Source organism: Neisseria animalis (assembly GCF_900636515.1).
GTDB classification, from domain to species: domain Bacteria; phylum Pseudomonadota; class Gammaproteobacteria; order Burkholderiales; family Neisseriaceae; genus Neisseria; species Neisseria animalis.
Genome location: NZ_LR134287.1, coordinates 871,870 through 897,355, shown reverse-complemented (window position 1 = coordinate 897,355; position 25,486 = coordinate 871,870). Strand labels below are relative to the sequence as shown.

The following is a 25,486-nucleotide window of genomic DNA, read 5'->3' as shown; positions in this document are numbered from 1 at the left end:
GTCGCCCAATTTCAGCAACCGCCGCCAAGCCGTCTGCAATCCGTCTTGGCACATTCCATCTCAGTCAAGGCAGACGGCAACCTGCCGTATTCGGACGGTGTTTGCAAAACGTAAACCCCGCACGCCCGTCAAGCCACCGTGCCGCTTCGTCATGCAGCGGCTTCAAACGGCATGATTCAAAGGGCATGATTGTAACAAATTTCCTGCTTCAGGCCGTCTGCAAAACCGTTTTGCAGACGGCCTTACGGTCTTTAATTGTCTTGGGCGGCGTGTTCCGTTTCTTCTGCCGCTTCATAGGCTTCTACGATTTTCTGCACCAACGGATGGCGCACCACATCTTCACTGGTAAAGGTGTGGAAATACAGTCCCTCCACATCACTCAGTTTTTCCCGCGCGTCTTTCAAACCGGATTTGATGTTGCGCGGCAGGTCGATTTGGCTGATGTCGCCGGTAATCACTGCTTTGGCGCCGAAGCCGATACGGGTCAGAAACATCTTCATCTGTTCGGGCGTGGTGTTTTGCGCCTCGTCCAAAATCACATACGCGCCGTTCAGCGTCCGGCCGCGCATATAGGCCAGCGGGGCAATTTCGATCAAGCCTTTTTCCATCAGCTTGGTTACCCGGTCAAAGCCCATCAAGTCATAAAGTGCGTCATACAGCGGGCGCAAATAAGGATCGACTTTCTGCGCCAAATCGCCGGGCAGGAAACCGAGTTTTTCACCGGCTTCTACCGCAGGGCGCACCAAAACGATGCGTTCGATTTGGTGTTTTTCCATCGCATCCACCGCCGCCGCCACCGCCAGATAGGTTTTACCCGTACCCGCCGGCCCCAAGCCGAACACTACGTCATGATTGAGCAAGGCGCGTATATAACCGTTTTGGCGCGGGGTTCTGCCGCCGATGCTGCCGCGTTTGGTGCGGAAATAATATTGTTGGCCGTCTGTTTTTTCTTCATGCTGCTCATCGGCAGTTTTCGCTTCCACCGCCGCCAGCCTGATGGCATTGTCTTCCAAGTCCCCTTTTTCCGCCGCTTCGGCCAAAGCCAGCAGCGCACGGCGGCCGGCGTGTGCCAGCTCGCCCATAAAGGTAAAATGCTCGAAACGGCGGCTGATCTGTATATCCAAAGCGCGGCCGAGTGCTTCCAAATTGCCGTCAAGCGCACCACAGAGGCGTTGCAGCACGGCATTGTCTATGTCTTCAAATTGCAGGTGGACGGTATGGGTCATGAAATAGCAGTTTCCGATGTTTTGTCGTTATCGGGCAACATTATAAACCCGTCGCGCCGAAAAGCATAACGCCTTCCCCTGCCACTCAAAAACAACCTTCCAAGCATCGGAATAAATTTCATTCTTTTGGTGGGTCTGTTTGGGGCGGCTTGGGTGTGCATAGCGGGTTCCTTTGGGTATGAAAAACACCCTACTGGGAAAGTCGGGCTGTGAGGGTGTATCGGTCGGCTATGTGAAGCTGATATTAAGTCTTTTGCCGAGTTGGGCAGCGGCTTTTTCGATAAAGTCGATTTTTGTATTGTGTCGCAAATCTAACAGGCGGTCGATTTGCGGCATATGTACGTCAAGACGGCGTGCCATTTCTGCTTTTTTTACGCCTTGTGCCAGCATTTCGTTAAGCAGTAGGACTTTTGCGGTTTCCAGCGCGGGCAGGACTACGGTTTGCTCTCCATTTTCGGAGGGTGTGGGAATGGTGCGGCGGTCGCTGAAATAACCTTCTAGGGCGCAAATCAGTCCATCTAGGGCTTCGATGGCGGCGGTTTCTTTGTCTTCTCCAACTGCGGCGGCTTCGGGAATGTCGGGGAAGGTAACCAGATATGTGCCGTTATCATCGGGGGTGAGGGTGTAGGGATAGGCTAACATTCGGTGTCCTTTTCTGTTTGGGGCGGTGGGCAAGCCTTTTTGGGCTTGCGTTTATTTTGAATTAAGGTCTTTTTTGATTTGATTGACTAAAGCTGTACCGATTTCTTTACTGCCATCATTGAGAAATACGGAGGTTTTGTCTCCAAGCCTGATGAGTTGGCGACTGCCTCTTTTGTCATTGGTCAATGCTACACCGTGTATCAGCAGCCATTTTTTAAATTCTCTGTATTGCATACCGCCCATCTTTAAATATTGAAGATGATAAAATACAACATTTATGTTGTATTTTAAAGTATGGAATACATCTTTTTTGTTGCATAATTACCAAACTGGTTTAATTGGGCAATATTCGGCCAAAAATGCTACAATATCGGATTTTCAAAGCCGTCTGCAAAATACCCCCCTTTTCCTTACCCGCCATGATTCCATCCGACTTCATAGACGAGCTATTAGCCAAAGTGGATATCGTCGATATTATCGACGAACGCGTGCCGCTGAAAAAAGGCGGGGCAAACTACATGGCCTGCTGCCCGTTTCACAAAGAAAAATCACCGTCGTTTTCGGTGAGTCCGACCAAGCAGTTTTACCACTGCTTCGGCTGCGGCGCACACGGATCGGCCATTGGTTTTCTGATGGAATATCAGGGATTGGGGTTTGCCGAGGCGGTGCAGTATCTGGCCGACCGGGTGGGCATGACGGTACCGAAAACCGGCGGGCGCACGGAAAATCACGAGCAGCGTGCCGAACGTAAAAAAAAGCAGCAGACGCTGGAAGAAACCATGCAGGCATGCGCGGATTTTTACCAAGGCCGTCTGAAAACCGCGCCTGAAGCACAGCAATATCTGAATACGCGCGGCTTGAATGCGGAAATCATCGCCCACTACGGCCTAGGTTACGCGCCCGACGGCTGGCAGCCTTTGGCGCAAGTATTCCGACCCTACCCCTCTACTCCGCTGGTAGACAGCGGACAAGTGATTCACAACGAAGAACAAAACCGCTACTACGACCGCTTCCGCCACCGGATTATGTTCCCCATCCGCGACACCAAAGGCCAAGTCATCGGCTTCGGCGGACGGGTGCTCGACAACTCCAAACCCAAATATTTAAACTCGCCGGATACGCCGCTGTTCGACAAAGGCAAAAACCTCTACGGCCTTTACGAAGGCCGCGCGGCAATCAAAGAGGCAGGGCGGATTTTAGTCGTCGAAGGCTATATGGACGTCGTGGCGCTGGCGCAGTTCGGAATCGGCTATGGTGTGGCCTCGCTCGGCACGTCCACCACCGCCGACCATGTCAAAATGCTGATGCGCCAAACCGACAGCATTTATTTCTGTTTCGACGGCGACGGTGCGGGGCGCAAAGCGGCATGGCGCGCACTGGAAAACGCATTGCCGCAGCTGAAAGACGACAAATCGCTGCATTTTCTGTTTCTGCCCGAAGAACACGATCCCGACAGCTACATCCGCGCCTTCGGCAAAACCCAGTTTGAAGATGCCTTGCTGCACCAAAGCAAGCCGCTTTCCGAATATTTTTGGGAACATCTGGCAGACGGCCTCAATCTAAACACCCAAGAAGGTAAAGCGGAATTGGTCAAAACCGCCTCACCGCTGTTGGCGCAGATTACGGCACCTGCGCTGGCATTCTTATTAAAACAGCGTTTGAGCGAGTTGGTGGGCATCGACCCTGACAACCTTGCACGGCTTTTGGGTCAGGAGGCACCCAAACGCCATATCAAACAAAAAAGCTACAAACTGCCGCCCGCAACCGCCAGACAGCCGGCCATGCTGACTTTGGTGCAACGGCAAATCCGCAGCCTCTTGATAAATCCGGGTTGGGCTGCATATATAGACTTACCCGAATATTTGGCACTGGAGGGCGACTTCGCCTGTCTGGCCAATTTGGCCGAAATGATTAAAAGCCATGCCGCCCCTCCCGGCAGTGCCCAAATTTTGGAACACATGCGCGGCTCCCCTTACGAAGACACCGTCCACCGGATTTTCCAGTCGACACTCCAATCCGCCGACGAATGGGAGGCCGACAACGAAGAAAACTGCGAAAATTTCAAAATCGGCATGAAAAAGCTGTTGAATGAGTTAAAATACAGCCAAATCGAAACGCTCAAACAAAAAAGTGCCGACAGCGGTTTAAACGATTATGAAAAAAAACTTTTGGTCTCCCTACTGATGTCCAAAACAAATTGAAACCCGTTTCCATATACTCAGGCCGTCTGAACAATACTACTTTCGCTGCGAGACATACCGAGCGCAGAACACCCTTACCAAACTTCAGACGGCCTCAGCGCGTTTTACCCGAAACCGCTGCCCCGCCTTCAGGTGCATTGCCGTGCAAACCGTCGGCCTCCCTTATCCAACAAAGAGATAGCTATGTCCCAACACCACGAAGAATACCAAGATCAAGACGACAACCGTCCGCTGACCGTAGAAGAGCAGCGCGCACGCCTGCGCCAGCTCATCATCATGGGCAAAGAGCGCGGCTACATCACCTACTCCGAAATCAATGACGCCCTGCCCGACGATATGTCCGATGCCGATCAAATCGACAATATCGTCAGCATGATTTCCGGCTTGGGCATCCAAGTTACCGAACAGGCACCGGATGCGGAAGACATTTTATTGAGCGACAACGCCGCCTCGATTACCGATGACGATGCCGTAGAAGAAGCCGAAGCCGCATTATCCAATGCGGACTCCGAATTCGGGCGTACCACCGACCCCGTCCGTATGTATATGCGCGAAATGGGGCAGGTCGACCTGCTGACCCGCGAAGACGAAATCATCATCGCCAAAAAAATCGAAAACGCCCTGAAAAACATGGTACAGGCAATCTCCGCCTGCCCCGGCTCGATTGCCGAAATCCTCGGCCTGATCGAACAAATCCGCAAAGACGAAATCCGTGTCGATGAAGTGGTTGAAGCCATTATCGACCCTAACGAAGTGTTGCTGAACGAATTAGGTCTGGGTCATCTCGAGAGCACCGCCCCCGAAGCAGGAGACAGCAGCGAAGAAGAAGACGGCAGCGAAGATGACGACGAAAGCGACGAGGACGACGGTGGCAACGATGCCGAAACCATGTCCGCCGCCAACTTAGAAGAATTAAAACAAAAAGTATTGGCACACTTCGCCCAAATCGAAACCGACTACACACAAATGGTCAGCGCGCTGGAGCAAAACCACAGCCGCCACCCCGACTACCTGCGACACCGCGACGCCATCGCCGCCAAACTGCTGGAAGTCCGCTTTGCCACCCGTCAAATCGAAAACCTGAGCAACACCCTGCGCGGCCATGTTGACAACATCCGCCGTATCGAACGCGAAATCCGCGACATCTGTACCGACCGCGTGCGCATGGATCGCGACTACTTTATCCAAAACTTCCTGCCCGCCATTACCGAGCTGCAATGGGTAGAGGAAGAAATTGCCAAAGGCCGCGTATGGGCAGACGCACTCGACCGCTTCCGCCACGCCATCATCGAGAAGCAGACCGAATTGTCGGAAATGGAAAAAACCACCCGTATTTCCATTGAAGAGTTGAAAGCCATCAACAAAAACATGGTTGTCAGCGAAAAAGAAACCGCCGCCGCCAAGCAGGAAATGATTCAAGCCAACCTGCGCCTGGTGATTTCCATCGCCAAAAAATACACCAACCGCGGTTTGCAGTTTCTCGACCTGATTCAAGAAGGCAACATCGGCCTGATGAAAGCGGTGGACAAATTCGAATACCGCCGCGGCTACAAATTCTCCACCTACGCCACATGGTGGATCCGCCAAGCCATTACCCGCTCGATTGCCGATCAGGCACGCACCATCCGTATTCCGGTGCACATGATTGAAACCATCAACAAGATGAACCGCATCTCCCGCCAATACCTGCAGGAAAACGGCGAAGAACCCGATTCCGCCAAACTGGCCGAGCTGATGGAAATGCCGGAAGACAAAATCCGCAAAATCATGAAAATCGCCAAAGAACCGATTTCCATGGAAACCCCCATCGGCGACGACGACGATTCGCACTTGGGCGACTTCATCGAAGATGCCAACAACGTTGCTCCTGCCGATGCCGCCATGTATTCCAGCCTGCACGAAGTAACCAAAGAAGTGCTCGAAAGCCTGACCCCGCGCGAAGCCAAAGTGCTGCGTATGCGTTTCGGTATCGACATGAATACCGACCACACATTGGAAGAAGTGGGCAAACAGTTTGACGTAACCCGCGAGCGCATCCGCCAAATCGAAGCTAAAGCTCTGCGCAAACTGCGCCACCCGACCCGCAGCGACCGCCTGAAGAGCTTCTTGGACAGTGAAGACAACAAGTCTTAAGGCCGTCTGCAAAATCCGCGTATACAAGCAAAGGCCGTCTGCAAATTTGCAGACGGCCTTTAATCCGTTCCGACAGCCCGCCGGCGTCTGAAGATTGGACAAACACCACCCCGCTCCGCCGATTACCTGCCAAACAAACCGCCCTATCCGCTTTTTCAGCTTAAAACGGATTTCTCCGGTTATCAGCACACAAGTTATGGCATAATGAATATACTGGGCAATATTTTATAGTCATTTAAAATAAGAATGATACAGCGTTGCTTTGCCTTGCCGTACTATGTGTACTGTCTGCGGCTTCGCTGCCTTGTCTCATTCTTATTTTATTCGACTATAAATCATTCAAAAAAACACTTGACAAATCAAAATAAAGGTAGAAAATGAACAACGCAACGCAACGCAACGCAACGCAACGCAACGCAACGCAACGCAACGCAACGCAATAATCTAATTTTTTCTCTGGAGGTAGTCAAATGATTATCTCCGAAAAGCTATTTGAAGCGCCTCAAAATCCGTCTATTGAAATTCTAAAAAATCACTTCCCCCAATGCTTCGACAAACACGGCAACTTTCTGCCCGACAAAATGGCAGAGGAGCTTCGTTCTGCCGATATTCCCGTCAGCCGTGAATCTTATTCGATGGGCTGGTTGGGCAAATCTTATGCCCGCTATCTGCGTGAGTGTCCGCCCGTTACTTTGTTGGGTGAAGACACCGCCCACAACGCCCTGCCTGAAAACAAGGACAGCCAAAATCTGCTGATTAAAGGCGACAATTTGGAAGTGCTCAAACACCTGAAACACGCCTATCAAAACAAGGTCAAGATGATTTACATCGACCCACCGTACAACACGGGTTCGGACGGCTTTGTTTATCAGGACGACCGCAAATTTACGCCCGAAAAACTTACCGAGCTTGCCGATATGAGCCTTGACGAAGCCCGCCGTGTGCTGGATTTTACCGCCAAGAAATCCAATTCCCACAGCGCGTGGCTGACTTTTATGTATCCGCGTCTGTATGTGGCACGCGAGCTGCTTAAAGATGATGGCGTGATTTTTATCAGTATTGACGATAACGAACAGGCACAGTTGAAATTGTTGTGTGATGAGGTGTTTGGGGAGGAGAATTTTGTTGCTGGGTTTATTTGGAATAATAAATATACAGTCTCAAATGATACTGATGTGTCATATCAACACGAGCATATTCTTTGTTATTCAAAAAACAAATCCAAATTTTCATTAAATTTACTTGAACGAACAGAGAAGCAAAATAAAGATTATAAGAATAGAGATAATGATCCAAAAGGAGCTTGGAAAGCAACGCCAATTCACGCAAGAAGTGGCTCAGATAGTGGAATTTATACAATAGTTTTTCCAAATGGAATTGAATGGACTGCACCTACTGGGCGTTACCCAAGATATTCAAAGGAAAGATTGCAAGAATTATATGATGAGGGGGCTTTGTACTTTAATAAAAATGGCGGAGTTGATAAAAAAACATATTTAAGTGAAGTTCGAGATGGTATTACTTGTGGAACTTTATGGAATTATGAAGATGTGGGGCATTCTCACGGAAATAATGAAGAATTAGCAGATTTATTAGGTAAAGGCATTTTTAGTGACCCTAAAGGAATAGCATTAATAGAAAGGATATTAAAATTATCTACCAGTGATAATAATCAAGATATTATTTTAGATTTTTTTGCAGGTTCAGGGACAACTGCACACGCTGTATTGAACTCAAATAGATTTGGTGGAAATCGCCGATTTATCTTAATTCAACTTGATGAAAAACCCAAAAAAGAAGCAGCAAATGCAGGTTACAAAACCATTTTTGACATCACCAAAGCCCGTCTTGAAAAAGCGTCCGTCAAAATCCGTCAAGATTTCCCTGATTATGAGGGCGATTTGGGCTTTCGGATTTTTGAGACGGCTGATGATTTCCGTGCGATAGATGATGAAGCATTGAGTCCGCAGTATGAGTTGCCTAGCACACTAAACCGTATGTTGAGCGATGAGGAATATCATACGCTTTTAACCACTTGGCGGCTGTATGACGGCAATGCATTGACTGAACCCGTACAAGCGGTTGATTTTGGCGGTTATTTTGCACATTTGTGCGGTAAAAACCTGTATTTGATTCAGCCTGATTTTGAGAGCGGGCATATTAAGGCGTTGTTGGACAAGTTGGATACGGACAAGGCGTTTTTAGCGGAACGCATTGTGCTGTTTGGGGCGAATGTGGAGAGTGCCAAGCAGATGGAATTGAAGCAGGCATTGGATACTTACAACAATAAGAAAAATCTGCATTTGTCGCTATTGGTGAGGTATTGAGATGAAAAAAGGTTTTCATTATGAAAAGGGCTTACCCCACCAAACCGGTGCGGTGCGGGCGGTATTGGGCGTGTTTGACCGTGCCCACAAGCAAAATAACGACACCGGCGAAAATCCGACATTGACCTTATCAAGCGAGCGTTACCAAGCAAATATCCGCCAAACCCAAGCGGACAACCGCATTGACAAATCGCCCGATTTTTCCAATGTGCTGGATATTGCGATGGAAACGGGTACGGGCAAAACTTATACCTACACGCAAACGATGTATGAAATGCACAAGCAGTTGGGCGTGTATAAATTTGTCATCGTTGTGCCGACTTTATCCATTAAGGCGGGAACGCAGCAGTTTTTAAGTTCGGAGGCGTTGAAAAACCATTTCAGGCTGGATTTTGACAATGAATACGGACAGGCACAAATCGAGCTTTATACGGTGGAAAGCCAAAAGGCGAAAAAAGGCAAACGTACCAGTGCTATGCCGTCTGAAATCGTGCGTTTCGTGCAAGCCGATAATGCCGAGAAAATCCACGTTTTGCTGCTCAATATGGGTATGGTAAACAGCAAAACCATGCGTGGCGAGGATAAGGGCAATGACGGCAGCGTTTTGCTTAAAGATAAGTTTGACAAGCCTTTTGAGGCCATCGGATCGGTGAAGCCAATTTTAATCATTGACGAACCGCACCGCTTTGACGACAGCAATAAAACGTGGCAGGCATTGATGAGCTTGAGCCCGCAATATGTTTTACGCTATGGGGCAACTTTTAACGACAAATTTAAAAACCTGCTTTATCGTTTGTCTGCCGTTGATGCGTTTAATCAGGATTTGGTGAAAGGCGTGGTGGCACATATCCAGCAGACAGAGGGCGAAAAGACAGACAAAATCCGCTTTACCGACAGCGACGGTACAACCGCAACTTTTGAGTTTGAGAAGCAGAAATTTTATCTGAACAAGGGCGAGAGCCTGCACAAAATCCACGCTCATATAGACGGTTTATATTTGGAACATTTAAATAAAACCACGGCGGTTTTAAGCAACGGTGTCGAGCTGAAAAAAGGCGACGGCATTTATCCGTTTTCGTATTCGGACGATGTGTTTGAGATGATGATGCGAAAAGCCGTCCGCACGCATTTTGACAATGAAAAACGCTTTTTAAGCCGTGCGGACAAAATCAAGCCTTTGACGCTGTTTTTTATTGACGATATTGCCGGCTATCGGGACGGCGGCAACCTTTCGGGCAGCTTGAAAAACCGTTTTGAAGAGATTGTCAAAACCGAAGCACAGCGTGTTTTGCAGACGGCAGAAGCGGGCTCGGCATTTTATCTTTCACTGCAAGATGTGCTGGCAGACGTATCCGCCACGCACGGCGGTTATTTTTCCAAAGACAACAGCTCGGACGATGAAAAAATCGCCCAAGAAATCAACGAGATTCTGCACGATAAAGAAAGTTTGCTGTCGCTGGATAATCCACGCCGTTTTATTTTCTCAAAATGGACGTTGCGTGAAGGTTGGGATAATCCCAATGTATTCGGCATTTGCAAATTGCGTTCCAGCGGATCTGAAACCAGCAAACTGCAAGAAGTCGGGCGGGGATTGCGTTTGCCCGTAAACGAATATATGAGCCGTGTGAAAGACGGCGATTTCAAGTTGCATTATTTTGTGGACAGCAGCGAGCGTGATTTTGTCAAAAAACTGACTGATGAAGTTAATCAAAGCGGCGCGCGTGAAGTGGTTTATACCCAATTTAACGATGAGCTTTTTGAAAAAATCAAATCGGCTTATCCTGATGTTAAAAAACGACCACTTGCCAACGAGCTTTATGATTTGGACTTGATTGATGAAGATGATAATTTGGCAGACGGTGCATTTTCCGAAATCAAAGCCAAATTTCCAAACGCTTTCGGTACGGCTAAATTGAAACAAGGCAAAATCCGCAATGCCGAAGAACAAAGCAAAAACAGAGCGGCGGTGCGTGTCGGCAAATACGATGAATTAAAAGCGTTGTGGGAAGCGATTAACCACAAGGCGGTGTTGCGTTATGAGATGACGGAAAGCCAAACGCTGCAACTATTTAAAGATTTTTTGGAAGAAAACCAATCACGCTTTACCGCTACGGCTATCCGTATCCAAACGCAGGAAATGGTTAAAATCGACAGCGGAATGATCGGCTTTAAGCAAGCGGAAAGTGTGGAAGAAGAGCTGTTTGAGCCGATTGCAACCTTAACATACCGTGCTTTTTTTAGAAAAACTGGCACAAAAGATGTTTGTCAAAATGGCAACATTGCACCAAGCCTTTTTTGAATTAAAAGAGCAAATCGAGATTACCCGATTTATGAACGAAGACACTATCCGTTTCATTCAACAAGGGTTTAACCAATATTTACTGCACCATTCGCTAAGCAAGTTTGAAGTGGGCTACCAAAAAATCAGCAGCAAAATCCATCCGACCGTACTCACTGACCATCAGGGCAAGCCGTTTGATGAAATTGAAATCAACCAAGATTGGGGCATAATCGACAGCAACGCAACACCTTTGGAAAGTTTCTTGTTTGACAAGGTGTTTTTTGACAGCCAAATCGAACAGCAAAATATCACCGGCAGCGAAATTCAAGAAGTGGTGGTGTTTACCAAAATCCCAAAACGGGCAATTAAAATCCCTGTGGCAGGCGGCGAAACCTATTCGCCCGATTTTGCCTACATCGTCAAAACCTGCCAAGGCGAAAGCCTGAATTTGGTGGTGGAAAGCAAAGGCGTGGCAGACGGCGCAGGCTTGCGCCAAAACGAGAAACAGAAAATCGCACACGCCGAGCGGTGGTTTGCCGCAATGAACAAAGACGGCGGAATTGACGTGAAGTTTGTTACGCAGTTTGAACAGGACAGGGTTGCCCAGATTATCAGGAGGGCAATGCCGGCATAGTTACCCGAAGCGTTACCCGAACAGGCCGTCTGCAAATTTGCAGACGGCCTGCATTACCTGCCGGCCTGCTCCTTGCGGCAAAAAGTCCTCCACACCCCTTCGGCGGGCATGATGCTGCATATTTTCAAACGGCTCCCTTCCCTACGCGGTATAATGCCGTCTGCAAAACGACTTTCCAAAGAAAACATCATGGCAAACCAACGCTTGATTTACGGCTTTCACGCCGTTAATGCCCGTTTGTGGCAAAACCCGAAATCCATTACCGAGCTGTATATCCAAGAAGGCAAATCCGATGTCCGCACCCGCGAAGTATTGGAAAAAGCCGCCGAAGAGAATGTTCGTGTACACTTTGCCCAAGCCGAGCGGCTCGATACTTTAAGCAAAGGTTCCCGCCATCAGGGGGTAGTCGGCTTTATTGATGCTTCCAAAAACCATGTCCACTTGGAAGATGTTTTGGAAAATTTGAGCGAACCGCCCATGCTGCTGGTTTTAGACGGCATTACCGATCCGCACAACTTAGGCGCGTGCCTGCGGACTGCCGACGCGATGGGCGTACACGCGGTGATTGCGCCGAAAGACAAAAGTGCGGGGCTGAACGCTACCGTCAGCAAAGTGGCCTGCGGCGCGGCGGAAACCGTTCCCTACATTACTGTAACCAACCTCGCCCGTACCTTGCGCGAATTGAAAGAATACGGCATTTGGATTATCGGCACCGATATGGGCGGCGATGCCGATTTGTACCACGCCGACCTGCCCGAAAGCATTGCTTGGGTGATGGGCAATGAAGGCGAAGGTATGCGCCGCCTGACCCGCGAACATTGCGATATGCTGGTTTCCATTCCGATGTTCGGCACGGTAGAAAGCATGAATGTTTCCGTATCCGCCGGTATGGTTTTAAGCGAAACCCGCCGCCGGCGTGTTTTGAAAGCTGCCCAATAGCAGTATTTGAAATACCTGTATTTGCATCACAGATACCTACCCTGCCCAAGCCAAGGGTAAAACCGAAAAACAGCGTATTGAAACGTATAGTCATTTAAAATAAGAATGATACAGCGTTGCTTTGCCTTGCCGTACTATGTGTACTGTCTGCGGCTTCGCTGCCTTGTCTCATTCTTATTTTATTCGACTATACAAAGGCCGTCTGCAAAATCATCGGCTGATTTGCAGACGGCCTTTGCGTATGTCAGGCATTTAAAACAAGTGGTCAAACCAAGCGCGCATTTCTTCCCAATAAAACAGGCAGGCGATTGCCGCCAAGGCTACGCTGATGCCGGCGGCATTGATGTTGCTGATTTTTTCTTTGAATGCCAACGCGCCAACCAGCGTTCCCAATACAATCACACCCATATTCATACCGGCGAACACCATGGTCGGATTGTCACTCATGGCTTGATGTGCGCTGATGTAGGTAACAATGTTTAAGAAGTTCAAACCGCCGAGCAATATGCCGCCGATGATGCCTTCTTTTGTCCATTTGGTTGACTTGGCAAAAAGATAGCCAAACATCAAAATGCCGGCCAGACAAAATGCAATCAGCAGGTTGCCTGAAAATGCCGTACCGCTCTTGGCAAGCTGTTTGAACAAAATGTCAATCACGCCGTAACCTGCCCAAACGCCCAGCAACAGCCCGATTTGCTGCGGCAGTTTGGCATTTTTCTTGGTTTTTTCCGACTTCCACAGCAAACAGAACAATGCGGCAAATGCCAGCACGATGCCTGTCAGACGGCCTTCGTTTAATGTTTCTCCGAAAATCACAAACGACGCAGCCACCGGCAGAAACAGCGACAAGCGTTGCGCGGCATCGGATTTCACGATACCGACTGTGTCCACCGCTTTCCCCATGATGACAAATACAGACGGCAACAACACGCCCAATGCGGCAAACAGCCACCAAGTCGGCAAAAATGCTGCCGGATTGCTCAAATCCGGTTTCAACACCAGCATGGTCAGCACCACCGCCACAATGTAGTTTACCGCCACCGCTTGAGCGATGGGGATATTCTGCCCGCGGGCGATTTTCAGCAATACGGAAACCAGTACACTGCATACGATACTGGCTGCAAGATAAACCATTATTTTTTTTCCTTAATCATACGGCGTTGCCGCCGAAAAGCCTGTTACCGTGTTTTTGCAGACGGCATTACAGCCGCCAAAAAGCGTTAAGGCCGTCTGCACATTGCCGTTTACAGCCAGCTGTCCGCCTCAACCGCCCTGCCGTCGTAAAACTTCACAAATCCCGCCACAATGCGGTAAATAAACCAAATGCTGACCACAAACAACAGCAGCAGCCCCACGCCCAGACCCATCGTCAGCCAGCCCAGCAGATAACCCGCCGCACCGATCCAAAACGTGCGGATAAGATAGCGGATATGGCTTTCATAAAGCGTCCCCTGCATATTGCCGCGCACGGCATAAGCCGCTGCCACACCGACCAGCGAGGATACAACCGTAATCGCTGCCAATGCGTACAGCGCGTAAATAATCATCATGTGAGTGCGCCGGTTGTCTTTTTCCGGCGTATTGTTTCCGAGCGTATGCTTTTCCATATCCGTATTTCCTGTTAATCCACCGCCACAGCGACATATTGCGGCTTGAGGTGTGCCAAAGCCTGCGGCGGTATGCCCACGATGAAACCGCGTTTGCCGCCGTTGAGATAAATCGTATCCAAATCCATCACCGAGGCTTCGACATACACCGGCAACGGCGTTTTCATGCCGAACGGCGACGTACCGCCCACCAGATAACCTGTCCATTTTCCGGCCTGCTTGGGGTCGGCAGGTTCGATGTGTTTCATGCCCAATGCGCGCGCCAGATTGCGGGTGGAAATCTGCTTGTCGCCGTGCATCAGCACCACCAGCCCTTTTTTATGCTCGTTTTGCAACACGATGGTTTTGATGACTTGATGTTCGTCCACCCCGAACAAGCCGGCAAACTGCCCCGTACCGCCGTGTTCCTCATAAACATACACAAACGGCTCGAAACTTATCCCCGCCGCCCGCATGGCACGCACGGCAGGGGTAACGGGATAATCGGTTTTGCCCATATCTGCCCCAAAAAGATAAAAAACCACAAAGCAATATGTTACCATAACCGCCTGCCGACATTTCACCTCAGGAGTAAAACATGACTGTCCGCTATTTTGGTCAAAACAACCGTCTTTCCGAAGCCACCGTTGCCAACGGTTTCGTCTTCCTTTCCGGCATGGTTCCCGAAAATCCCCATGAAGATGCCAAAGCGCAAACCGCAGACGTATTGAAACAAATCGACCACTGGCTCGCCCAATGCGGTTCGGACAAGCAACACATTCTCGAAGCCACGATTTTCCTGACCGACATGACCGACTACGCCGCCATGAACGAAGCATGGGACGCTTGGGTTGCCCCCGGCCACGCCCCTGCCCGCGCCTGCGTAGAAGCCAAGCTGGCTAATGCAGAATGGAAAGTCGAAATCAAAGTATCGGCTGTTCAGGCTTGAAAAAGCGGACCACCCGTCCCCATCTGCCCTGAAACACTCATACAGGATTCCGCCATGCAAACCCGTCTTCCCTTTTTCAGTATCGTGCGCGTCAGCGGCGACGACCGCGCCGCCTTCCTGCACGGACAACTTTCCAACGACATTCAAAACCTTCAGCCCCGACAGGCTTGTTACGCCACTTACAATACGCCCAAAGGCCGCGTAACCGCCAATATGCTGGTGCTCAACCGGGGCGAAGATTTGCTGCTGGCCATGGCGGCAGACCTGTCCGAAGCCGTGGTCAAACGCTTACGTATGTTTGTTTTGCGTGCCAAAGTGGTTTTCGAGCCGCTGGCCGATTTCGCCGTGGCCGCCGAACTGCCGGATAACACGCTCCCGCATCCTGCCGCTGAACCGCAGTTGGCATTTTCCGCCCAAGAAAATGCAGACGGCGTGTACAGCATTACCCTGCCGCACTCAGGCCGTCTGCAAATCGGGCCGGTTTCCTTGCTGCCCGAACATGATGCCGCCGCCGAAAACGCGTGGAACATTCACGAAATCCGCAGCGGCTATCCTTGGATTTCCGCCGCCACCCAAGACACCGCCGTCGCGCAAATGCTCAACCAGCACATCATCGGCGGCGTACACTTCAAAAAAGGCTGTTATCCCGGTCAGGAAATCATCGCCCGCGCCCAATACCGCGGCCAAGTCAAACGCGGCTTGGCAGTATTGGCCGGCACTTCTCTGGAGGCCGCAGGCGTAGCGGTACAGGCAGGCGGCGAAGAAGCAGGGCAAATCATCAATACCGCGCTGAGCGAAAACGGCAGCGTCAGCTTGGCGGTCATCAAATTCTCCGCCGCCCAAGCCGCGCTTACCGACAGCGAAGGAAATGCTTTGCAACAGGAAAAACTGTTTTTCACCACCGAAGCGCAAGAGCCGTCGGCATAAACTCCGTTAAGGGCAGCATTTGAAGTTCGGCAAACAGTGCTACCCGCTCCGCTTTCCGCCGTCTTGCCGAACATCTTGCCCAAATCCTTTTGCGGCTTGTTTTCCCGACATTATCCGAACAGTTTCTCTGCCGTTCTGCCCCCAAAAGGCCGTCTGCAAAATCCGTTTTCAAACAACCGGTTTTGCAGACGGCCTTTTTTTTATCCGAATGCTTGCAATGAGTCCGAAAAACAACTAAAATCCAAAAGTAATTTTTCAGACCAATTTAAATTCACCAATTATGCACACAATGAAAGAAATCAGCAGGCTGATGTTAAAAATACAGCTCCTGTACAGCCAATGGGCAAAACAGCAAGGATTAAATTACAACACTTTAGCCGTGCTGTTCACACTGGCCACCAAAGGCCGCTGCACACAAAAACAAATTGGCGAACTCTGGCACTTGCCCAAGCAAACTGTTTTTTCCATCTGCCGACAGCTTGCAGAAAAAGGCCATATCGGCTTTGAGCAGAATACAAACGGCGACGGACGTGAAAAAATCATGTTCCTTACCGAAAGCGGCACAGCTTACGCCAAGCCGGTTGCCGAAAAAATGCAGGCAATGGAAACGCTTGCATTGCAACGTTTCGGTGCAGACAATTCCCGCCAACTGCTCGCCCAAATGGCACGGCTGGCGGATATTCTTGCCGAAACCATGCACAATCGGCACATGATGGCGGACGATACCGACAGATAGCGCAATACACCATAAAATTGCCGTGATGGCGGATGATACCGACAGATAGCGCAATACACCATAAAATTGCCGTGTTGCCAAACTTTATCAAATTAACTTCACAACAATTAAAAGGAAACAAAATGGGTTGGATTTACCTGATTGGCGCGGGGCTGATGGAAATCGGCTGGCCGCTGGGCTTGAAGCTGGCGCAACAAAGCGGTTTCCGCTTTTACGGTTTCGCGATGGCTACGGCATTTATGGCCGCCAGCGGCTACTTGCTGTTTCTCGCCCAAAAAACCATTCCGATGGGTACTGCCTACGGCGTATGGACGGGTATCGGCGCAATCGGCGCGTTTTTGGTCGGCGTACTGTTTTTCGGCGATGCCTCCACATTCGGGCGTTGGCTGGGCATATTTTTGATTGTTTCCGGCGTAGTCGTCATGAAAATCAGCAGCAGCTAAACCCGCCAAACTGCCCGACAGCCCACATAATGCCGTCTGCAAAACCTCTGCTTACCCGCAGCCGTTTGAAACTTCAGAACAATACGCCGGAATTGCGGTAGAAGCGGCAAATCATGCAGCGTCCGTATCCTTTACGACCATCTAAGCCGTCGTAACCGCTTATCTTTCCTATTTATCTGCCCGAAAACAAATTGGTGTCATCACGATGGACGATAAATTATTTGGCGATTTGATGAGCGCCGTGCAAGAGATGGTAGAGATTGAACAAGATCGCGCCGTTGCCGCTGTCAGCCTGCCCGATACCAAAGCTAAAGCAACAGACGGCTTTTTGCTATAATAACCGCTCCATTTCCAAGAAAGCCGCCGATGTCCCGTATTGCCGCCCTGCCCGATCATCTGGTCAACCAAATCGCCGCCGGCGAAGTGGTCGAACGCCCCGCCAACGCGCTGAAAGAAATCATCGAAAACAGCATTGACGCAGGCGCAAGCTCCATCGAAGTCGAATTGACCGGCGGCGGTATCCGTCTGATTCGCGTGACCGACAACGGCAGCGGTATCCACGCCGACGACATCGAATTGGCACTGCACCGCCACGCCACCAGCAAAATCAAAACCCTGAACGACTTGGAACACGTTGCCAGCATGGGATTTCGCGGCGAAGGCTTGGCCAGCATCGCCTCCGTCAGTCGTCTGACGCTGACCAGCCGCCATGCCGATTGTCCCCATGCCACGCAGATCAAAGCCGAAGACGGCAAACTGAGCCGCCCTTCTGCCGCCGCCCACCCCGTCGGCACCACCATCGAAGCGGCGGAGCTTTTCTTCAACACCCCCGCCCGCCGCAAATTTCTCAAATCCGAACAAACCGAATACGCCCATTGCGCCACCATGTTCGAGCGTTTGGCCTTGGCGCATCCGCACATTGCCTTCACATTGATTAAAGACGGCAAAACCGTTTTCAAACTGCCCGCACAGCCGCTCAATGCGCGCATTGCCGCCATCGTCGGCGAAGATTTTCAGACGGCCTCATTGGAAATCGACAGCGGCGAGGGCGTTTTGCGGCTGTACGGCGCGGTTTCCAAACCCACTTTCGCCAAAGGCAAAACCGACAAACAATACTGTTTCGTCAACAACCGTTTTGTGCGCGACAAAGTCATGCTCCATGCAGTCAAGCAAGCCTACCGCGACGTACTGCACAACGCGCTCACTCCCGCATTTGTTTTGTTTTTAGAACTGCCTCCCGAAGCGGTTGATGTCAACGTCCACCCCACCAAAACCGAAATCCGCTTCCGCGACAGCCGCCAGATACACCAACTGGTCTTCCACAGCATCAACAAAGCCCTTGCCGAAACCCGCGCCGACCAAACCGAAAGCGTCAGCAATGCCGGTGCGGTACTGCACGAAGTAATGGGCATTATGCCGTCTGCAAATCCGACAGAGGCCGATACCGTGCATTTTGCAGACGGCCTTTCTGCCGCGACAACCGCCATGCCGTCACCGTCTGCCCACGCTCCGGCAGACAGCGCCAAAATCCGCCCCATGCCTTACCAAAGCGCGCGCGCGCCGAAGCAGCACTCCCTTTCCCTGCGCGAAAGCCGTGCCGCACTGAATACCTATGCCGAGCTGTTCAAGCACACGCCGGCAGACAATCTCCCCAAAAATACGGCTGCCGCAGCGGATAACTACGGCAACATGCCGTCTGCAAACGAACACCACACCTCCGATGACGAACTGCCGCCGCTCGGTTTTGCCATTGCCCAATTATTGGGCATTTACATTCTTGCCCAAGCCGAAGACAGCCTGATCTTGGTGGATATGCACGCCGCCGCCGAGCGCGTCAACTACGAAAAAATGAAAACCCAGCGCGCACAAGCAGGCAGGCTGCAAAGCCAACGCCTCCTGATTCCGGCCACCTTCTCCGCCGGCCACGAAGCAACTGCCGCCTTGGCCGATTATGCCGAAACGCTGCACAGCTTCGGCTTGGAATTGTCCGACACGGGCGGCAATACCCTTGCCGTCCACGCCGTTCCCGCCATGCTGGCCAAAGCCGATGCCGTCTCCCTTGCCAACGACGTACTGCACGAGCTTATCGAAAGTGGAGCGAGCCAAACCATTGCCGAACGCGAAAACCACATTCTTGCCACCATGTCGTGCCACGGTTCGGTACGCGCCGGCCGCCGCCTGACCCTACCGGAAATGAACGCCCTCTTGCGCGACATGGAAAACACGCCGCGCAGCAACCAATGCAACCACGGCCGGCCGACTTGGGTTAAATTAACGCTGAAAGAGCTGGACGCGCTGTTTCTGCGCGGACAATAAAACAATCCGCAAAAAGGCCGTCTGCAAAATCCCGTTTTTGCAGACGGCCTTTTTTGTACCGCATTTCAAATCAACTTTGAGGGCAGAGGTGCAAGTTGCAGACAATATGGGCGGCAGATTTGCTTGGGCAGCTTGGTCAAGCCTTTCTTTGAGGAGGTATGGCGGGGAGATACGGCAACGCCGTATAATCGGGTATAAAATGACTGTTGAACCGATTTTCCCGTACCACGCGCATCATACGGCTATTTTGGAAGCACACAAAATATAGTCGAATAAAATAAGAATGAGACAAGGCAGCAAAGCCGCAGACAGTACACATAGTACGGCAAGGCAAAGCAACGCTGTATCATTCTTATTTTAAATGACTATAACGCCCTTCCTTGGCAGCATTCAGCTTTTCTTCCGCCGCCTTGACCCTGCCCTCCAAATCCGCAATCCGCTCCAAATATTTGGCGTAATTACGCTCGTTGCCATAGCGCACCTGTTTGCCTGCCTCCAGCTCGCTGCGTGCCTGCGCCAACTCATGCTGCGCGGTTTCAATTTTTGCAGACGGCATGGCGGCAGCCTGTTCCTGCTCTGCCATATCCGCCTGTACCTTACCGCCCCGAACAGGCGCAACGGCAGACGGATAAACAGACGGCCTGCCCAATTTGCTGACCACACAATGTGCGCCGCCTTCCTGCGTATAAAGTTTGCGCCCCGATTTGTCGGTACACTCGAATACCGGTGCCGCACAAGCCGTACCGATACCGAAACAGCATACCGCCGCCAAACTGATTTTCCACATTTCCTTTATTCCTGTTTTACAGCCATTTCCACCACACCAGCAGCAAAGCGGCCAGCATCACCAAATTGGCCGTCACAATCGGCCTCCAACGGCGCGGACGTTCTGCCCCTCCTGCCCGCCCGCTGCGGCGGATATAGAAAAACGGGCTGAGCAGCATAGAGGCCGCACACAATAAAATAACCGAAGCATAATAAATTTTTTCAGCCGCCATCACCGCCCCACGATTTTTCAGACGGCTTGACCCGCCCGTTTTATGATACAATCGCCCGATTATAACACTCTATTTTATAAGGTTTGAGGCAATGATTTCTACCAACGGCATTACCATGCAGTTCGGCGCGAAGCCGCTGTTTGAAAACGTATCGGTCAAATTCGGCGAAGGCAACCGCTACGGCCTGATCGGTGCCAACGGTTCGGGCAAATCGACTTTCATGAAAATCCTCGGCGGCGATTTGGAACAGACCAGCGGCGAAGTAGCGATTGAACACGGCGTGCGTCTGGGCAAGCTGAAACAAGACCAATTCGCCTATGAAGACATGCGCGTGTTGGACGTAGTCATGATGGGGCACACCGAAATGTGGGCGGCAATGACCGAACGCGATGCGATTTACGCCAATTTGGAAGCCACCGAAGACGATTACATGCGTGCGGCCGATTTGGAAGCCAAATTTGCCGAATACGATGGCTACACCGCCGAAGCACGCGCCGCCGAGTTGCTGAGCGGCGTAGGCATTTCCGAAGATTTGCACAACGCGCTGATGAGCGAAGTCGCGCCGGGCTTCAAGCTGCGCGTACTGCTGGCTCAAGCGCTGTTTTCCAAACCCGATGTCTTGCTGCTCGACGAGCCGACCAACAACTTGGACATCAACACCATCCGCTGGCTGGAAGGCGTATTGAACCAATACGATTCCACCATGATTATCATTTCGCACGACCGCCACTTTTTGAACGAAGTCTGCACCCACATGGCGGATTTGGACTACAACACCATCACCATCTATCCGGGCAACTACGACGACTATATGCTGGCTTCGGCGCAATCCCGCGAGCGTGCGATGAAAGACAATGCCAAAGCCAAGGAAAAACTGCAGGAGCTGCAGGAATTTGTGGCGCGCTTCTCCGCCAACAAATCCAAAGCCCGCCAAGCCACCAGCCGTCTGAAACAGGCCGACAAAATCAAAGCCGAGATGGTGGAAGTCAAACCCTCCACCCGCCAAAATCCGTATATCCGCTTTGAAGCCGACGAAAAAGCCAAGCTGCACCGTCAGGCCGTGGAAGTGGAAGGTTTGGCCAAACGCTTTGAAACCCAGCTCTTCAAAAACCTCAACTTCATCTTGGAAGCAGGCCAGCGGCTGGCCATCATCGGCCCGAACGGCGCAGGCAAATCCACCCTGCTGAAACTGTTGGCCGGCGCATTCGATCCGCAATATTCAGACGGCCTCGCACCGGATGCCGGTACCATCAAATGGGCGGAAAAAGCCAAGGCGGGCTATTATCCGCAAGACCATGAAAACGACTTCGATGTCGATATGGATTTGACCGAATGGATGCGCCAATGGGGTCAGGAAGGCGACGACGAGCAAGTGATTCGCGGCACTTTGGGCCGTCTCTTGTTCGGCAGCAACGATGTGGTGAAAAAAGTGCAAGTACTCTCGGGCGGTGAAAAAGGCCGTATGCTCTACGGCAAACTGCTGCTCTTGAAACCGAACGTGCTGATTATGGACGAACCGACCAACCATATGGATATGGAAAGCATCGAATCGCTGAATATGGCACTGGAAAAATACAACGGCACACTGATTTTTGTTTCGCACGACCGCCAATTCGTCTCTTCGCTGGCCACGCAAATCATCGAGCTCGACGGCAAAGGCGGCTACGAGCATTATCTGGGCGATTACGAAAGCTATTTGGAGAAAAAAGGCTTGGTGTAATTCTTTCCGATATACCGCCGCCAAAGCAGCAAGGCGGAACAACCTTGCTGCCGGCATAAAAGGCCGTCTGCAAAACATACGGAAACACCTGTTTCCCAATCTGTTTTACAGACGGCCTTTTTAGCGCACAGCCCAAACCAAACAAGGCTGCATGGCATACGCCGTATCGTTTGTCCGCCTCACGGCCGCCACCGGCAGCCGGAAGCCGTTTTGATTATTTCAGACGGTAAAGCAAAGATTTGACCAAACCGCCGTAATAATCGTTGGCGGTGCAGTAGGCAAGCTCCAACGTACACTGCCCCGCACTGCCGTATTTTTTCATGCACTGGCTGATTGCCGTTTGGTGTACGCTTTTAAAGCGCGGCGATGTAATAATTACCGCATTCTCCGGTGTCAAACGTATTTCCGCTTTCGGATAAGCCAAAGCCGCACAAGTATTGTGCAGCGGCACAACCGTTTTACAACCTGTCGCCCCGCCGGGCGGAACACCTGCCAGCGTATCTTGTGCGCGGCAGTACGCGTCCAACTCCTCTTTTGCGGCGGCGTAAGTCGCATTTTCCCGTGTGGTTTTCACCTGCGTATCACGGACATCGTTCGGATTCTGCCACAACGCCAAAAAGCCGTAGCTGTCGGCAGCCACAGCGCCCGAAGCAAGCAGGCTGATTATCAAGGCGGATAAGGTTTTTTTCATTGCATATTCCCGTTTGGCAGGATTGCTGTCGAATACCGGCAATCCGAAGCGGCAAAGGCCGTCTGCAAAACATTATGGCTTCAGGCAGCTTTTTTTCAAGTAAACACGGCGGTTTTTTACAAGCCTTTTCATGTTTTATAGTCGAATAAAATAAGAATGAGACAAGGCAGCGAAGCCGCAGACAGTACACATAGTACGGCAAGGCAAAGCAACGCTGTATCATTCTTATTTTAAATGACTATACCGGCCGGACGGCAAGATGGGTTTACATCAAAATAACAAACTATCCACCCTCTCCGCCATACAACATAGCCATTTTGCAGACGGCCTTGTTGCTGCTTCGCACGTTCAGGTCATTCTTATTTTGTGTTTCGGCAGCATATCCTTTAAAATGCGCGTTTTACCGATTATTCAGGAAACACATTATGTTGAAAAAACTCGTACTCGGCAGCATTACCGCTTTGGTTTTGGCCGCTTGCGGCGGTGACAACGGTTCTGCCGCCGCTACTCAGACAGGCGCACAAGGCGGCTCGTTAATCGAACGCATCAACAACAAAGGAACAATTACCGTAGGTACGGAAGGTACGTACGCACCGTTTACCTACCACGACGAATCCGGCAAGCTGACCGGCTACGATGTTGAAGTTACCCGTGCGGTAGCGGATAAATTAGGCATCACCGTAGAGTTTAAAGAAACCCAATGGGATTCGATGATGGCAGGCTTGAAAGCAGAACGCTTCGATGTGGTGGCCAACCAAGTCGGCCTGACCACGCCCGAGCGCCGTGCCACATTCGACCGCTCTGAGCCATACAGTTGGAGCGGCGCGGTATTGGTAGCGCGTAAAGACAGCACCATTACCTCCATCGAAGAAATTGCCGGCATCAAAGCCGCACAATCGCTGACCAGCAACTACGGCGAACTCGCCACTGCCGCCAATGCCGAAATCGTACCGGTTGACGGCTTGGCGCAATCCCTGACGCTGGTTGAGCAAAAACGCGCCGAAGTAACCCTCAACGACGAACTGGCGGTTTTGGACTACATGAAGAAAAATCCGAATGCCGGCATTAAAATCGTTTGGTCTGCTCCTGCCGAGGAAAAAGTCGGTTCGGGTTTGATTGTCAACAAAGGCAACGACGAAGCGGTGGCCAAGTTCAGCCAAGCCATCAACGAGCTGAAAGCAGACGGCACTTTGCAGAAATTGGGCGAACAATTCTTCGGAAAAGACATCAGTGTTAAATGATTTTCTGGCTTCGCTGCCTTTCATGACCGAAACGCGCGCTGATTTGGTAATCGGCGCGTTTTGGCCTATGGTTAAGGCAGGTTTTTTGGTTTCCGTACCGCTGGCAGTCGCCTCCTTCCTCATCGGCATGGTGATTGCCGTGGCGGTTGCGCTGTTGCGCGTGATGCCGGGCGGCGGCTGGTTGCACAAAACCGCGCTGGCTTTGGTTAAAGTGTACATCTCCGCCATTCGCGGCACGCCGATTCTGGTACAGATTTCGATTGTGTTTTACGGTCTGCCCGCCATCGGCATATACATCGACCCGATTCCCGCCGCCATCATCGGCTTCTCGCTCAATGTCGGCGCTTATGCTTCCGAAACCATCCGCGCGGCGATTTTGTCCGTACCGAAAGGACAATGGGAAGCAGGCTTCTCCATCGGCATGACTTATATGCAGACTTTCCGCCGCATCATTGCTCCGCAGGCTTTCCGGGTATCCGTACCGCCTTTGAGCAATGAGTTTATCGGATTGTTTAAAAACACCTCTCTGGCCGCGGTTGTTACCGTAACCGAGCTGTTCCGCGTCGCCATGGAAGCAGCAAACCGCTCTTACGACTTCCTGCCGGTTTATATCGAAGCGGCAGTGGTGTATTGGTGTTTCTGCTGGGTACTGTTTTTCATTCAGGCCAAACTTGAAAAACGCTTCGACCGCTATGTGGCGAAATAAGGAAGCTGTATGATTACCATCCGCAATATCCGCAAAACATTCGACGGCAACGATGTCCTGCACGGCATTGATTTGAATGTTGCCAAAGGTCAGGTCGTAGTGGTCTTAGGACCTTCCGGTTCGGGCAAAACCACCTTCTTACGCTGTCTGAACGCGCTGGAAATGCCCGAGCAAGGCGTGATTGAGTTTACCCAAACCCCTGCATTAAAAATCGATTTTGCCGCCCGCCCGGGAAAAGCCGATATTCTTGCGCTCCGCCGCAAATCCGGCATGGTTTTCCAACAATACAATCTGTTTCCGCACAAAACCGCGCTGGAAAATGTCATGGAAGGGCCGGTAGCCGTACAGGGCAGGTCTCCTGCAGAAGTAAGGGAAGAAGCAATCCGCCTGCTGCAGAAAGTCGGCTTGGGCAACAAAACCGATTTATATCCGTTCCAACTTTCCGGCGGCCAGCAACAGCGTGTCGGTATCGCCCGCGCTTTGGCTATCCAGCCCGAACTGATGTTGTTTGACGAGCCGACTTCCGCACTCGATCCCGAGCTGGTTCAAGATGTGTTGGATACCATGAAGGAACTGGCCGGAGAAGGTCGGACCATGATTGTCGTTACCCACGAAATCAAGTTTGCCATGGAAGTTGCCGATGTCGTCGTGGTTATGGACGGCGGCGTTATCGTCGAGCAAGGCGCTCCTCAGGATTTGTTTGACAATCCGCAACACGAGCGCACCCGCAGCTTCCTGCAGCAAATCCGAGCCAAATAAACCGCCCAAGCATACAAAGGCCGTCTGCATT

23 protein-coding genes and 1 pseudogene are annotated in these 25,486 nt (G+C 51.1%); 15 read left to right on the top strand and 9 right to left on the bottom strand.

The window, feature by feature from the left end:
- Positions 1-251: 251 nt before the first annotated feature.
- The 3 genes from EL111_RS04215 to EL111_RS04205 all read right to left on the bottom strand — a co-directional run bounded on the left by EL111_RS04215 (position 252) and on the right by EL111_RS04205 (position 2,102).
- Positions 252-1,226, bottom strand: coding sequence for a PhoH family protein (locus EL111_RS04215; RefSeq protein ID WP_123794877.1), 975 nt, complete (start codon positions 1,224-1,226; stop codon positions 252-254).
- A 228-nt stretch (positions 1,227-1,454) separates the two neighbouring features.
- Positions 1,455-1,868 (bottom strand): type II toxin-antitoxin system HicB family antitoxin, encoded by a 414-nt coding sequence (locus EL111_RS04210; RefSeq protein ID WP_123794878.1) that lies wholly within the window; start codon positions 1,866-1,868, stop codon positions 1,455-1,457.
- 51 nt (positions 1,869-1,919) lie between these two features.
- Positions 1,920-2,102, bottom strand: coding sequence for an mRNA interferase (locus EL111_RS04205; protein ID WP_123794879.1), 183 nt, complete (start codon positions 2,100-2,102; stop codon positions 1,920-1,922).
- Positions 2,103-2,287: 185 nt separating this feature from the next.
- On the opposite strand from EL111_RS04205, the gene dnaG reads away from it, so the two are divergent.
- From dnaG to rlmB, 5 genes and pseudogenes are all read left to right on the top strand, one after another.
- On the top strand, positions 2,288-4,069 hold the full coding sequence (gene dnaG, locus EL111_RS04200) for a DNA primase (RefSeq protein WP_123794880.1): 1,782 nt from the start codon (positions 2,288-2,290) through the stop codon (positions 4,067-4,069).
- Positions 4,070-4,252: 183 nt separating this feature from the next.
- Positions 4,253-6,202, top strand: coding sequence for an RNA polymerase sigma factor RpoD (gene rpoD / locus EL111_RS04195; RefSeq protein ID WP_415065516.1), 1,950 nt, complete (start codon positions 4,253-4,255; stop codon positions 6,200-6,202).
- Between the two features lie 470 nt (positions 6,203-6,672).
- Positions 6,673-8,529, top strand: coding sequence for a site-specific DNA-methyltransferase (locus EL111_RS04190; RefSeq protein ID WP_197717771.1), 1,857 nt, complete (start codon positions 6,673-6,675; stop codon positions 8,527-8,529).
- A gap of 1 nt (position 8,530) precedes the next feature.
- A pseudogene (locus EL111_RS04185) lies at positions 8,531-11,444 on the top strand (type III restriction-modification system endonuclease).
- A gap of 189 nt (positions 11,445-11,633) precedes the next feature.
- Positions 11,634-12,383 (top strand): 23S rRNA (guanosine(2251)-2'-O)-methyltransferase RlmB, encoded by a 750-nt coding sequence (gene rlmB, locus EL111_RS04180; RefSeq protein ID WP_123794881.1) that lies wholly within the window; start codon positions 11,634-11,636, stop codon positions 12,381-12,383.
- 252 nt (positions 12,384-12,635) lie between these two features.
- On the opposite strand, the gene EL111_RS04175 is transcribed toward rlmB, so the two are convergent.
- The 3 genes from EL111_RS04175 to ybaK all read right to left on the bottom strand — a co-directional run bounded on the left by EL111_RS04175 (position 12,636) and on the right by ybaK (position 14,487).
- Positions 12,636-13,517: a DMT family transporter gene (locus EL111_RS04175; protein WP_123794882.1), complete on the bottom strand. Its 882-nt coding sequence runs from the start codon at positions 13,515-13,517 to the stop codon at positions 12,636-12,638.
- 110 nt (positions 13,518-13,627) lie between these two features.
- Positions 13,628-13,990: a DUF4870 family protein gene (locus tag EL111_RS04170; protein WP_123794883.1), complete on the bottom strand. Its 363-nt coding sequence runs from the start codon at positions 13,988-13,990 to the stop codon at positions 13,628-13,630.
- A gap of 14 nt (positions 13,991-14,004) precedes the next feature.
- Positions 14,005-14,487, bottom strand: coding sequence for a Cys-tRNA(Pro) deacylase (ybaK, locus tag EL111_RS04165; protein ID WP_123794884.1), 483 nt, complete (start codon positions 14,485-14,487; stop codon positions 14,005-14,007).
- An 80-nt stretch (positions 14,488-14,567) separates the two neighbouring features.
- Between ybaK and EL111_RS04160 the strand changes: the two genes are divergently transcribed.
- From EL111_RS04160 to mutL, 6 genes are all read left to right on the top strand, one after another.
- A complete protein-coding gene (locus tag EL111_RS04160) occupies positions 14,568-14,918 on the top strand; it encodes a RidA family protein (protein WP_123794885.1) in 351 nt (116 codons plus the stop codon).
- A gap of 54 nt (positions 14,919-14,972) precedes the next feature.
- Entirely contained in the window at positions 14,973-15,845 is an 873-nt protein-coding gene (gene ygfZ / locus EL111_RS04155; RefSeq protein WP_123794886.1) for a CAF17-like 4Fe-4S cluster assembly/insertion protein YgfZ, read from the top strand.
- A 280-nt stretch (positions 15,846-16,125) separates the two neighbouring features.
- On the top strand, positions 16,126-16,581 hold the full coding sequence (locus EL111_RS04150; RefSeq protein WP_123794887.1) for a MarR family transcriptional regulator: 456 nt from the start codon (positions 16,126-16,128) through the stop codon (positions 16,579-16,581).
- Positions 16,582-16,703: 122 nt separating this feature from the next.
- Entirely contained in the window at positions 16,704-17,024 is a 321-nt protein-coding gene (locus EL111_RS04145) for a DMT family transporter (RefSeq protein WP_123794888.1), read from the top strand.
- 205 nt (positions 17,025-17,229) lie between these two features.
- The gene (locus tag EL111_RS10770) at positions 17,230-17,361 is read left to right on the top strand and encodes a hypothetical protein (RefSeq protein WP_269471081.1); all 132 of its coding nucleotides are present in this window, start codon (positions 17,230-17,232) and stop codon (positions 17,359-17,361) included.
- A gap of 29 nt (positions 17,362-17,390) precedes the next feature.
- Entirely contained in the window at positions 17,391-19,340 is a 1,950-nt protein-coding gene (gene mutL, locus EL111_RS04140) for a DNA mismatch repair endonuclease MutL (protein ID WP_123794889.1), read from the top strand.
- Positions 19,341-19,692: 352 nt separating this feature from the next.
- On the opposite strand, the gene EL111_RS04135 is transcribed toward mutL, so the two are convergent.
- Entirely contained in the window at positions 19,693-20,127 is a 435-nt protein-coding gene (locus EL111_RS04135; protein WP_123794890.1) for a lipoic acid synthetase, read from the bottom strand.
- Between the two features lie 16 nt (positions 20,128-20,143).
- Positions 20,144-20,338: a hypothetical protein gene (locus EL111_RS04130; RefSeq protein WP_123794891.1), complete on the bottom strand. Its 195-nt coding sequence runs from the start codon at positions 20,336-20,338 to the stop codon at positions 20,144-20,146.
- Positions 20,339-20,429: 91 nt separating this feature from the next.
- On the opposite strand from EL111_RS04130, the gene EL111_RS04125 reads away from it, so the two are divergent.
- Positions 20,430-22,058 (top strand): ABC-F family ATPase, encoded by a 1,629-nt coding sequence (locus tag EL111_RS04125; protein WP_123794892.1) that lies wholly within the window; start codon positions 20,430-20,432, stop codon positions 22,056-22,058.
- 214 nt (positions 22,059-22,272) lie between these two features.
- On the opposite strand, the gene EL111_RS04120 is transcribed toward EL111_RS04125, so the two are convergent.
- Positions 22,273-22,749 carry a DUF4189 domain-containing protein gene (locus tag EL111_RS04120; protein WP_123794893.1) on the bottom strand — a complete coding sequence of 159 codons (477 nt, stop codon included), beginning with the start codon at positions 22,747-22,749 and terminating at the stop codon, positions 22,273-22,275.
- 425 nt (positions 22,750-23,174) lie between these two features.
- Between EL111_RS04120 and EL111_RS04115 the strand changes: the two genes are divergently transcribed.
- The 3 genes from EL111_RS04115 to EL111_RS04105 are packed head-to-tail and all read left to right on the top strand — an operon-like array spanning position 23,175 to position 25,455.
- Entirely contained in the window at positions 23,175-23,990 is an 816-nt protein-coding gene (locus tag EL111_RS04115) for an amino acid ABC transporter substrate-binding protein (protein WP_162842956.1), read from the top strand.
- The gene (locus tag EL111_RS04110) at positions 23,980-24,696 is read left to right on the top strand and encodes an amino acid ABC transporter permease (RefSeq protein ID WP_123794894.1); all 717 of its coding nucleotides are present in this window, start codon (positions 23,980-23,982) and stop codon (positions 24,694-24,696) included. Before EL111_RS04115 ends, EL111_RS04110 begins: the two co-directional genes overlap by 11 nt.
- 9 nt (positions 24,697-24,705) lie before the next feature.
- The gene (locus EL111_RS04105) at positions 24,706-25,455 is read left to right on the top strand and encodes an amino acid ABC transporter ATP-binding protein (RefSeq protein ID WP_123794895.1); all 750 of its coding nucleotides are present in this window, start codon (positions 24,706-24,708) and stop codon (positions 25,453-25,455) included.
- Positions 25,456-25,486 lie beyond the last annotated feature (31 nt).